Annotated in this window: 10 protein-coding genes; 6 read left to right on the top strand and 4 right to left on the bottom strand. The window is 59.1% G+C overall.

Going from position 1 to position 10,790, the window contains the following annotated elements:
* Window positions 1–8: 8 nt before the first annotated feature.
* A complete protein-coding gene (locus tag AC0IXS_RS02480) occupies window positions 9–929 on the bottom strand; it encodes a LysR family transcriptional regulator (protein ID WP_137201990.1) in 921 nt (306 codons plus the stop codon).
* A 121-nt stretch (window positions 930–1,050) separates the two neighbouring features.
* On the opposite strand from AC0IXS_RS02480, the gene AC0IXS_RS02485 reads away from it, so the two are divergent.
* Entirely contained in the window at window positions 1,051–1,908 is an 858-nt protein-coding gene (locus AC0IXS_RS02485; protein WP_471823655.1) for a pirin family protein, read from the top strand.
* Between the two features lie 21 nt (window positions 1,909–1,929).
* Here AC0IXS_RS02485 and AC0IXS_RS02490 read toward each other — a convergent pair whose 3' ends face one another.
* Window positions 1,930–2,793 (bottom strand): aldo/keto reductase family oxidoreductase, encoded by an 864-nt coding sequence (locus tag AC0IXS_RS02490; protein WP_122669314.1) that lies wholly within the window; start codon window positions 2,791–2,793, stop codon window positions 1,930–1,932.
* 99 nt (window positions 2,794–2,892) lie between these two features.
* Between AC0IXS_RS02490 and AC0IXS_RS02495 the strand changes: the two genes are divergently transcribed.
* The 3 genes from AC0IXS_RS02495 to AC0IXS_RS02505 all read left to right on the top strand — a co-directional run bounded on the left by AC0IXS_RS02495 (window position 2,893) and on the right by AC0IXS_RS02505 (window position 5,922).
* Window positions 2,893–3,825 (top strand): LysR family transcriptional regulator, encoded by a 933-nt coding sequence (locus AC0IXS_RS02495; RefSeq protein ID WP_057408335.1) that lies wholly within the window; start codon window positions 2,893–2,895, stop codon window positions 3,823–3,825.
* A gap of 8 nt (window positions 3,826–3,833) precedes the next feature.
* Window positions 3,834–4,352: a GNAT family N-acetyltransferase gene (locus AC0IXS_RS02500; protein WP_122669313.1), complete on the top strand. Its 519-nt coding sequence runs from the start codon at window positions 3,834–3,836 to the stop codon at window positions 4,350–4,352.
* Window positions 4,353–4,500: 148 nt separating this feature from the next.
* Complete coding sequence (locus AC0IXS_RS02505; protein WP_029243438.1) at window positions 4,501–5,922, top strand: sugar porter family MFS transporter; 1,422 nt, start codon at window positions 4,501–4,503, stop codon at window positions 5,920–5,922.
* 65 nt (window positions 5,923–5,987) lie between these two features.
* Here the strand turns inward: AC0IXS_RS02505 and AC0IXS_RS02510 are convergent, their stop codons facing one another.
* Both AC0IXS_RS02510 and AC0IXS_RS02515 read right to left on the bottom strand, forming a co-directional pair.
* Window positions 5,988–7,001 carry a GlxA family transcriptional regulator gene (locus tag AC0IXS_RS02510; RefSeq protein ID WP_206336084.1) on the bottom strand — a complete coding sequence of 338 codons (1,014 nt, stop codon included), beginning with the start codon at window positions 6,999–7,001 and terminating at the stop codon, window positions 5,988–5,990.
* 58 nt (window positions 7,002–7,059) lie between these two features.
* Window positions 7,060–7,539: a nuclear transport factor 2 family protein gene (locus tag AC0IXS_RS02515; RefSeq protein WP_057408332.1), complete on the bottom strand. Its 480-nt coding sequence runs from the start codon at window positions 7,537–7,539 to the stop codon at window positions 7,060–7,062.
* Between the two features lie 149 nt (window positions 7,540–7,688).
* Between AC0IXS_RS02515 and AC0IXS_RS02520 the strand changes: the two genes are divergently transcribed.
* Complete coding sequence (locus tag AC0IXS_RS02520) at window positions 7,689–9,005, top strand: sensor histidine kinase (RefSeq protein WP_057408373.1); 1,317 nt, start codon at window positions 7,689–7,691, stop codon at window positions 9,003–9,005.
* A 628-nt stretch (window positions 9,006–9,633) separates the two neighbouring features.
* Window positions 9,634–10,773, top strand: coding sequence for a pectate lyase family protein (locus tag AC0IXS_RS02525; protein ID WP_057408331.1), 1,140 nt, complete (start codon window positions 9,634–9,636; stop codon window positions 10,771–10,773).
* Window positions 10,774–10,790: the final 17 nt, after the last annotated feature.

The raw sequence follows: 10,790 nt of genomic DNA on the forward strand, positions 1-10,790 counted from the left end.
CCGTCTGTTTACCCATTTATTGACTGCGCAGGAAACTCGTTCATTCGCAGCTTCTCCATGACCAGCTCTATGAACGCAGAAACCGCCAGTGGCAAATGCTGGCGGCTCGGGTATAAAACGTGGAGACCATGGCTGGTGCGCTGATACCGGGGCAGTATCGGCACAAGCCGACCCGCCCCAAGGTCGGACGCGATGAGAGTCGCTGGCAGTAACGCAATCCCCAAACCCGCAAGCGTCGCCCGGCGCAGTGCCTGAGCTGTGTTGGCATTGAACCGACTGGCGAGCTGCACGGTATGCTCGGTGCCTTGCGGCCCGACCAGCCGCCAGGTCGTCAGCCCGCTGGGATGGCCAGCACTGACGCAGTAATGATCAACGAGATCCTCCAGCCCTTCGGGCATGCCATGTGCCTGAACGTAACCGGGGCTGGCAACCATCCCTTCCGTACCTGCCGGGATCAATTGACGGCCGACATAACCCGAGTCCAGCAATGGCCCGGCCCTGAACGCAATGTCCAGACGCTCGGCGATCAGATCGGAGCGTGCATCGGCGAGGACGAATTCCAGCTGCACTTTCGGGTATCGGGCAAGAAAATCGGCAACCCACTGCATCGAAAAAAAGTCGAAGAAATCAGCCATCGCGGCAACCCGCACCTTGCCGCTGGGGATTTCGCCGCTTGAAACGATTCGGTCTCCCGCATCAATCAGACCGTCCACCGCCTCTCTGCAGCGCTCGAAAAAATCCTGCCCCGTCTGTGTCACGACCAGCTTGCGGGTGGAGCGCTGCAACAGTCGCGCGCCCAGCTGTTCTTCGAGTTGCTGGACGCGGCGGCTCACCGTATTGGACGGCACGCCAAGCTGCCTCGCGGCCTGCGCGAAGCTTCCGTTGCGTACCACCTGGACGAACAGTGCGACGTCATTGAGGTCAAGCATCTGCCGATCGATTCCTTGTAAATATGGACGGGTTCATCCCGACTATACCAACTAATCAACCAATCAATAGGCGCATATGCTTGGCTCAAGGCGATAAAGCCTCCTTCATGAGGATTCAACCATGCCACGTCATTCCGCAGCTTCCGTTGCCGTGAACACCCTTCCACGTCGGGTCATCCATCGCACCACGGGCACCCGCCAGGGGCCGATCACCCGCCTGATGAGCCCTGGCGATCTGGGTCAGCACCTCAAGCCGTTCGTCTTTCTCGACCACTTCGGTTTCAAGCCCGAACCTGGCCAGAAAGGCTTTGGCATGCACCCACACTCCGGCATCGCCACCTTCACCTACATGATCGAAGGCGAAGTGGCATATGAAGACACCACGGGGAAATCCGGCGTGCTGCCCGAAGGCGGCGTGGAATGGATGAGCGCAGGCAATGGCGTATGGCATGACGCCAAACCCGTCAACAGCTCGCCAATGACAGGGTTCCAGCTGTGGGTTGCGCTGCCGGCTGCTCAGGAAAACGGGCCGGCCCTGAGCGTTTACCTGGACGCGTCAAAAATCCCCCAGCAAGGCCCTGCACGTGTGCTGCTTGGCGAATACGGAACTGCCAAAAGCCCCGTTCCGGCACCCGAAGGCATGAACTACCTGGCTGTCACCCTCAAGGACGGCGAGCACTGGCGCTACACGCCCCCTGCTGGCCACATCGTAGGCTGGCTGGCCGTCAACACCGGACAACTGGACGCCAACGGTCTGATTCAGACGGGTGAACTTGCCGTATTCGAGGAGTCGGACCGAGCGATTGATCTGGTTGCTCATGGTGATACGTCGTTCGTGCTCGGTTCAGCCATCAAGCATCCGCACGATCTGGTGATGGGCTACTACTCGGTGCACACCAGCAAGGCGGCGCTTGATCAGGGTGAGAAAGAGATCAAACGCATTGGCGCATTGCTGCGCCAGGAAGGTCGATTGGGTTAAAGCGCTTTGCCATCACGTTAGTCAGGCAATCCTGTCCAGCTCGGCCAACAGCTCAGGGGGAATCACCATGCTACTCGCACTGAGGTTTTCCTTGAGATGCGCCACCGAGGACGTTCCGGGAATCAGTAGAATATTCTCGGCACGCTGCATCAGCCAGGCCAGCGCGACGCAAAGCGGTGATGCGCCCAGGGCAGTCGCTGCGCGGGAAAGCGTTTCAGACTGCAACGGCGTGAAACCTCCCAGCGGGAAGAACGGCACATAGGCAATACCCTGCCTGCCCAGCTCCGCAATCAGTGGCTCGTCGACCCGATGGGACAGGTTGTAGTGGTTTTGCACGCAGACAATATCCGCGATGCCTTGGGCTTCCTGTACCTGAGATGCCGTGACATTGCTCAGACCCAGATGACGGATGAGTCCCTGACGCTGCAACTCTGCAAGTGCGGTAAACGATGCTTCTATGGAACCTTCGGAAGGCGCCTGATGAGCACCCCAGGCACGAAAGTTGACCACGTCCAGAACGTCCAGCCCGAGATTGCGCAGGTTGTCATGAACGGCGCGAACCAGCTCTTCAGGGTTTTGCGCCGGATTCCAGGATGCATCGGCCCCGCGCACAGCGCCGACCTTGGTGACGATGACGAGGTCCTCTGCATACGGGTGCAGCGCCTCACGGATCAACCGGTTGGTGACGTGTGGGCCGTAGAAGTCGGCCGTGTCGATATGGTTGACGCCGGCCGCGACGGCTTCGCGAAGGACCGCAACCGCTGCCGCGGGATCCCTTGCAGGACCAAACACGTGTGGCCCCGCCAACTGCATTGCGCCATAACCCATCCGGTTGACCCGTAGGTCGCCCAGCAAAAAGGTGCCTGTATTGTTCGAAATGCTCATCTGATGCGTCTCGCTTGAAGGGGTGAGTCGCACTATAAGCGCCGAGCACTGCTACGATAATCGGGTGCAATCTGCACGGGTTGTACGGTATGGAGAACAATGAAAACCGACATTCAGGATTTGCTCGCCTTCGTGGCGGTCGTCAACGCCAAGGGGTTTCGTGAAGCGGCGCGCCTGAGCGGGCAATCCGCCTCCAGCCTCAGCGATGCCATTCGCCGCATGGAAACCCGACTGGGCGTTCGACTGCTCAATCGCACCACCCGCAGCGTATTGCCCACCGAAGCAGGCGCGAAACTGATGGAGCGCATCGTTCCTGCACTGGGCGAAGTCGAATCGGCTTTGGACGTGGTCAACGATTTTCGCGACCGTCCCTCGGGTTCTCTGAAACTGAACGTGCCGCTCAGCGCCGCCCGGCTGGTGCTGCCGTCGATCATCACGCCCTTTCTGCAGACTTACCCCGATATCCGCCTCGAAGTCATCATCGAGGAAAGCTTCGTCGACATACTCGCGGCCGGGTGTGATGCGGGCATTCGCTATGACGACCGGCTGGAGCAGGACATGATCGCAGTGCCCATCGGACCGCGCACCCAGCGCTTCGCCACCGCTGCTTCGCCGAAGTACCTGAACGCCAGAGGACGTCCCGAACACCCCGGGGACCTGCTCGACCACGCCTGCCTGCGAGGCAAGTTCCCCAGCGGCTCGATCCCGCTCTGGGAGTACGAAAACCGGCACGAGACCGTCCGCGTCGATCCGACCGGCCCGATGATTTTCGGCATCGGCGGCGGTGTGGAGCTGGCCGTGCAGTCCGCCATTGACGGGCTGGGCGTCATCAACCTGTTCGATGAGTGGCTCAAGCCGTACTTCGCCACGGGTGAACTCGAGCCCGTACTTGAGTCATGGTGGCCGAGCTTTCCCGGACCGTATCTTTACTACCCCGGACGTCGATACCTGCCTTCGCCCTTGCGGGCTTTTGTGGATTTCGTTCAGTCTCATCAGATTGCAATACACTCATCCGATGCCTCTCAACCGTGACCACCACAATGACTGAACGACGCTCAAACTTGCTCTACAGAAAACCCACGCACGCTGACCTGCCAGCGCTTTTTGACATTTACGGCGATCCACAAACCCACCTGTTCAATCCGGCGGGCCCGTTGCGCACCCTTGCCCATGCCAAAAAAGTCCTGGAGCGCTGGCTTGAGCATTGGTCCATATACGGCTACGGCTGGTGGGCCGTTACTCCTGGGCAAACGCCAGATCAGGTGATTGGCTTCGGCGGCATCGCACACCACGACTATCTGGGCGAGATGCGCGTGAATCTGGGTTATCGCTTCGCGGTAAGCGCATGGGGCAAAGGATACGCAACGCAACTGGGTAAAGCGGGACTGGTCCATGCCTTCGAAACGCTGCAGTTGCCTGATGTCTACGGGCTGGTACGGCCTGATCATGCGGCTTCTATCAAGGTACTTGAGAAAATTGGCATGCAGCGCATCGGCATGCAGGATGACGTGCCGGGCCAAGCCCCAAGCCTGGTGTTCAAGGCAAGCGCCGACGCCTGAAAAGACAATCATGCCCCTGTTGTCCACACCTAAATCTTAACAAGCTGAATCGATTTTTCTTTCTTACGGAACTCACACCGCCGACACCGCCCTAAGCCTCACATCTGTACTGGCACGACGCTGGTCCCACGTGAAGGACTTTATATTCATGTCTTCAAGCATCACCTCGACAGCGGCAGGCCAGCCGGGTCGAAAGCAGGCTTCACCCGGCCGATTGATCTTCATTTCAGTACTCGTTGCAACCATGGGCGCACTCGCATTCGGTTATGACACCGGCATCATCGCCGGTGCATTGCCGTTCATGACGTTGCCCATGGACCAGGGCGGACTGGGGCTCAACGCCTATAGCGAAGGTCTGGTCACCGCCTCACTCATCGTCGGCGCCGCTTTCGGCTCGCTCGCCAGCGGTTATATCTCGGACCGTTATGGACGCCGCGTGACACTGCGTCTGTTGTCGATCCTGTTCATTTTCGGTGCCTTGGGCACGGCAATGGCCCCGTCGATTCCATTCATGATCGCCGCACGCTTTGTGCTCGGCATCGCGGTGGGCGGTGGCTCGGCGACTGTGCCGGTGTTTATCGCCGAGATCGCTGGCCCGTCACGTCGCGCACGGCTGGTCAGCCGTAACGAGCTGATGATCGTCAGCGGTCAGTTGCTGGCCTACGTGCTGAGCGCCTTCATGGCAGCAGTGCTGCATACGCCGGGCATCTGGCGCTACATGCTGGCCATCGCGATGATTCCGGGCGTGCTGTTGCTGGTCGGCACCTTCTTCGTACCGCCCTCGCCACGCTGGCTGGCGTCCAAGGGCCGCTTTGACGACGCGCAGGATGTGCTGGAGCAGTTGCGCGACACCAAGGAAGACGCCCAGCGCGAAGTCGATGAGATGAAGGCTCAGGACAAGCAGGCCCGCAACCGTCCCGCAGTGAAGGACCTGTTGCGCCAGAGCTGGGTCATCAAACTGCTGCTGATCGGCGTTGGCCTGGGCTTCACGGCCCAGTTCACCGGCGTCAACGCGTTCATGTACTACACGCCGATCATTCTCAAGACCACTGGCATGGGCACCAATGCTGCGCTGACCGCCACCATCGGCAATGGCGTGGTTTCGGTGATTGCAACGCTACTGGGCATCTGGGCGATTGGCCGTTACGGTCGTCGGCATTTGCTGATGACCGGCCTGGTCATCGTGATCCTGATGCAGGCCGCGCTCGGCTGTGTGTTGCAGTTCATGCCGCAGAACCTGACCCAGAGCTATGCCGCCCTCGCCTGCATTCTGGTGTTTCTGCTGTTCATGCAGATGTGCATCTCGCCGGTCTATTGGCTGCTCATGTCGGAACTGTTCCCGATGCAGGTCAGAGGTCTGCTGACAGGCGTCGCCGTGTCGATGCAATGGCTGTTCAACGCGTCGGTGGCGTTCGCCTTCCCTATCGCGGTCGATGTCATCGGTAACCCGACGTTCTTCGTGTTTGCAGCGATCAACATCGGCTCGCTGATCTTCGTCTTCCTGTGCCTGCCGGAAACCAAGGGCAAGTCGCTTGAGCAGATCGAAAAGCATTTGAAGAAAGAGCTGTAAACCTCGCAGTCATCCCGCCGAACGTCCGGGCCTCAGCGCCCGGACGCTTTCTGCGCCGCAGAGCATCAGCGGGCCAACCGCTTTTCTCTGGAAGGTCTGTAACCGAAAAACGAGCTGTAGCACTTGCTGAAATGGCTGGGTGAAACGAAGCCACACGCCACCAGCACCTCTACCTGAGACATGTCGGTGTGTTGCAGCAAGCGACGCGCCTCTGTGATGCGCAACTCCAGGTAATAGCGTTGGGGGGTCGTACCCAGCTGTTCCTTGAACAGCCGTTCGATCTGACGTCGCGAGCGACCGGCATAGACTGCCAGCTGCTCAAGCTCCAGCGGCTCTTCCAGATTGGCATCCATGAGCTTGATGACTTCGCGCAAGGGCGCACTCACCGAGCTGTGCGGTGACGCCTTGACGCGTCGGTAGCGGGACTCCTCGAAAGAAAGAATATCCTCGATGCCTTCGACCAGTGCCTTGCCGTGAAGTGAGCCGATCCATTCCAGCGCCATATGAAACGCGCCCGCGGGACTGGAGGCCGTCAGGCGATCACGGTCTATGACGAACGCTTCGCTGGTAACCTGAGCGTCCCTGCATATCTCGGCAAGCGCCGGGCGATGCTCGGGATGAAGCGCACAACGATAGCCATCGAGCAACCCGGCACTGCCCAGAAACCATGCCCCGTTCCACAACCCTGCCAGCATCACGCTCTGTTCGGCGGCCGCCTGCAGCAAGTCATTCAGGCCAGTGTCGGCCTTCAGCGCTGTTCGATAGCCACCGCAGACCACCAGCAGGTCGAGATTGTGCAGAGATTCGTGATCCAGACGCCTGTCGGGGCGAATGACCAAGCCCAGATCGCTCATGACCTCGCCAGCCTCAAGGCCGTACGTCAGGGTACAGAACAGCTCCGCTCGCAACAGATTGGCCGTCACCAGCGTATCAAGCACCTGCGTGAAAGCGGGCAGAGAGAAATGCTCAAGCAATAAAAAGCCCGCGCGCGTCTGTAAAGGCTGCTCGCCCTGTGCATCGCTCAGGTAGCGGAGGTTCTTGCCCTTCATTCCCCCGCTGAATTGACGGCGTTCGACCACTGTTTTTCTCTCGCTGGGTTATCCCGCCCGGACCATCATCGTTGAACGCTTTGCAGGCTTAAAGCCCCAGCTCCGACAACCCCGGATGATCATCCGGACGACGCCCCTGCGGCCAGCGGAACTTGCGCTCCGATTCCTGAATTGGCAGGTCGTTGATGCAGGCATAACGGTTGGCCATCAGCCCGTCATCGTTGAATTCCCAGTTTTCGTTGCCGTAGGAACGAAACCAGTTACCCGAATCGTCATGCCATTCATAGGCGTAGCGAACGGCGATGCGGTTGCCGCCGAACGCCCAAAGCTCCTTGATCAGGCGATAGTCCAATTCCTTCTTCCATTTACGCTCCAGAAACTGCTGCGCCTGTTCGCGGTTGGTGATGAATTCGGCACGATTGCGCCAGTGGGTGTCTGGCGTATAGGCCTGCGCGACTTTCTCGGGGTTGCGGCTGTTCCAGCCGTCTTCGGCCAGACGAACCTTTTCAACGGCCGATTCGCGGGTAAACGGTGGCAAGGGTGGACGGGGTGCGGCGTTGGCTGACATGCAGAAGTCTCCGGGCAGATTGACTGTTGAGGTAAACAGACCTTGTCACAGGCCGCAAGCCCCAAACCAGACACTCGGAAGTATCTTGCTGTGGTCTCGACACTACAGGCATCATACGGCCACATTTTGCCCTCCCCGCGATGCCTCCCATGACCCACCGTCCTGCGCCCTTCCCCGCCAACGAGGCAGACAGAATTCTGTCGCTGGAGCATCTCGGTATTCTGGACAGCGAGCCTGAACAGGGCTTTGACGATGTAGTGCTGCTGGCCACTACGCTGTGCGATGTGCCGATAGCGCTGGTGTCGCTGGTGGACCGTGAGCGGCAGTGGTTCAAGGCCTGCATTGGTCTGGACGTGCGCGAGACACACCGCGACCTCGCATTCTGCGCCCATGCGATTCTGGCACCGACCGCCGTGCTGGTCGTGGAAGACGCTACACAGGACCCACGTTTTGAGCACAGTGCGCTGGTTCTGGGACCGCCCCACATCCGTTTTTACGCCGGAGCCCCCATCTGCAGCGATGCGGGTCTGCCGATGGGCACCGTCTGCGTGATCGACACCAAACCCCGCACCCTCAGCGATGCCCAGCGTCTGGCGCTCCAGGCGCTGGCACGCCAGACCGCCGCCTTGTTGCAATTGCGCATGTTGAGCGGACAGCATGAACAGCGGGCCACAGCGCTGACGCACGAACTCGAAAAAGCTCAGGACCATAATCGGACCACCGAGCGGAACCTGCGCCACTCGCAACGGGTTTCATCGCTGGGCATGCTGACGGCAAGCATCGCCCATGACTTCAATAATCTTCTCCAGGCGCTGAGCGCCAGCCTGCAATTGGTGCGCATGCGGGCGCGGCGTCCGACCGACGTGGAAAGCCTGAGTGATACCGGCCTGCAGGCGGTTGAACATGGCCGCCAACTGGTCGCTCGCCTGCTGTCCAGCGTGCGTCAGGACGGGCCGGAACTGATCTGCATCGACGTCAGCGAGCGGCTTGATGCCGCGCGTGATCTGTTGCTGCGCTCGGTCGGTGAAGAGATGGAACTGTCCTTCGATCTTCAGGCCACGGGCTGGGGCGTGCTGTGCGTTGAAGCCCAGTTGCACGCCGCCATCCTGAACCTGCTGGCCAACGCACGGGACGCCATGTCCGGTCCTGGCAAGGCGTGCATTGCGACCCGCATGGAGGCTGTCGAGGATGACCTTCGACTGCCGGAAGGCGACTACTTGGTGATCAGCGTGACCGATAATGGTCCAGGTATGCCGGGCGAGCTGGCATCGCGGATTTTCGAGCCGTTTTTCACCACCAAGAAAACGGGGCTGGGCACCGGTCTGGGTCTGGCCCAAGTGCAGGAATTTGCAGTAAATGCCGGGGGCGGCGTGCGCGTCGAGACCGCACCCGGTGACGGGACCTGCATGAAACTGTATCTGCGAATTCTTGGACGTATCGAGACGGCCCTGCTCCCGCCTCAATAGCGCACTTACCCCTCTCTGTACATCGGCAAACACCCTCGCCTTACACCCCATATTTTGCACTTGGCAGAACAGCATGGCCGTCATTCAGCGCATTTATATCAGTCCATTCATAGTTTGTCAGAACGCGCTCCCAGGCAACTACCGGACGGGTATTCAACTCATGATCAAGTGCTTGTTGGAAAGTTGGCGCTTCCAGATATCTGATTGATCAAACCCACACAACCCCGCGTTATTACACATGTTTTAAACGGCAATCGATACTTAAACCTAACCTGACGTCATACATCGAAACGCCGATAGCCCACAACCTCGCCGAACACAAAGCCATTTGTAAAAACCCCAATATTTTGATTTATAAGCCAATAATCCCGTAAAAAGTCAAAATACCGGTCCTTCCCTGCTGATAACCCCCTCACTCGGCCAACACTCCCAGGCACGTGAATAGCAAATATTCTCTTTTACTAAGATTGTCATCATACAACCTTCATAAACGGTTTTCTTATCCCGTATATTCACGTCGCAGCAAACGGATTGTTTGCGCAGTGGTAATAGCAAATGGACGTTTGCTGGTGAGACACGCAGTTGTCTGCTGCGGGTTGTACCTCAAATTAATCAAGGATCAGATTAAATGGTTAAGTCTCGAAACAATCTGCCAATCAAACTTGCCAGCGGTCTCTTCGGTTCGCTGATGCTCGTCAGTCTTTCTGCTCATGCCGATATCGCAACCGATGTAGCCACCACCGGCTGGGCCACCCAGAACGGCGGCACCAAGGGCGGCTCACGGGCTGCTGCGAAGGACATTTTCACCGTCAAGAACGCTGCTGAACTGAAAAGCGCGCTGGCCGCCTCGGTGGGCAGTAACGGCCGCATCATCAAGATCACCGGCCTGATCGATGTCAGCGAAGGCAAGGCGTACACCAAGACCTCGGACATGAAAGTCCGGGGCCGTCTGGACATCCCCGGCAAGACCACCATCGTGGGCACCAGCAGCAGCGCAGAAATCCGTGAGGGTTTCTTCTACGCCAAGGAAAACGATGTGATCATCCGCAACCTGACCATCGAGAACCCCTGGGACCCGGAGCCGATCTGGGACGCCGATGACGGCAGCGCGGGCAACTGGAACTCCGAGTACGACAGCCTGACCGTCGAAGGTGCCAACAACGTGTGGGTCGACCACGTGACCTTTACCGATGGCCGCCGCACCGATGATCAGAACGGCACTGCCAACGGCCGTCCCAAGCAGCATCACGACGGTGCCATGGACGTGAAGAACGGCGCCAACTACGTGACCATCTCGTATTCGATCTTCAAGAACCACGAGAAGAACAACCTGATCGGTTCGAGCGACAGCAAGACCACCGACGATGGCAAGCTCAAGGTTACGATCCACAACACGCTGTTCGAAAACATCTCCGCTCGGGCACCGCGTGTGCGCTTCGGCCAGGTGCACCTGTACAACAACTACCACATGGGCAGCACCAGCCACAAAATCTACCCCTTCACCTACGCGCATGGCGTGGGCAAGAGTTCGAAGATTTTCTCCGAGCAGAACGCCTTCGAAATCAGCGGCATCAGCGGCTGCGACAAGATTGCCGCCGACTACGGCGGAAGCGTTTACCGTGACAGCGGTTCGCGCCTGAATGGCACAACTCTGAGCTGCTCGTGGAGCACCAGCATCGGTTGGACACCGCCTTACAGCTACAGCCCGCTGAGCGCCGACAAGGTGGCTGCGGACGTCAAGGCCAAGGCTGGCGCAGGCAAAATCTGACGCTGACGTTTGACCTG

It is taken from the genome of Pseudomonas sp. AC016, assembly GCF_979253365.1.

Excerpts from the sequence above, each read along its gene's own strand:
- AC0IXS_RS02500 (WP_122669313.1), top strand. The coding sequence starts at position 3,834 with ATGACTGAACGACGCTCAAACTTGCTCTACAGAAAACCCACGCACGCT.
- AC0IXS_RS02520 (WP_057408373.1), top strand. The coding sequence starts at position 7,689 with ATGACCCACCGTCCTGCGCCCTTCCCCGCCAACGAGGCAGACAGAATT.
- AC0IXS_RS02515 (WP_057408332.1), bottom strand. The coding sequence starts at position 7,539 with ATGTCAGCCAACGCCGCACCCCGTCCACCCTTGCCACCGTTTACCCGC.
- AC0IXS_RS02480 (WP_137201990.1), bottom strand. The coding sequence starts at position 929 with ATGCTTGACCTCAATGACGTCGCACTGTTCGTCCAGGTGGTACGCAAC.
- AC0IXS_RS02505 (WP_029243438.1), top strand. The coding sequence starts at position 4,501 with ATGTCTTCAAGCATCACCTCGACAGCGGCAGGCCAGCCGGGTCGAAAG.
- AC0IXS_RS02490 (WP_122669314.1), bottom strand. The coding sequence starts at position 2,793 with ATGAGCATTTCGAACAATACAGGCACCTTTTTGCTGGGCGACCTACGG.
- AC0IXS_RS02485 (WP_471823655.1), top strand. The coding sequence starts at position 1,051 with ATGCCACGTCATTCCGCAGCTTCCGTTGCCGTGAACACCCTTCCACGT.
- AC0IXS_RS02525 (WP_057408331.1), top strand. The coding sequence starts at position 9,634 with ATGGTTAAGTCTCGAAACAATCTGCCAATCAAACTTGCCAGCGGTCTC.
- AC0IXS_RS02495 (WP_057408335.1), top strand. The coding sequence starts at position 2,893 with ATGAAAACCGACATTCAGGATTTGCTCGCCTTCGTGGCGGTCGTCAAC.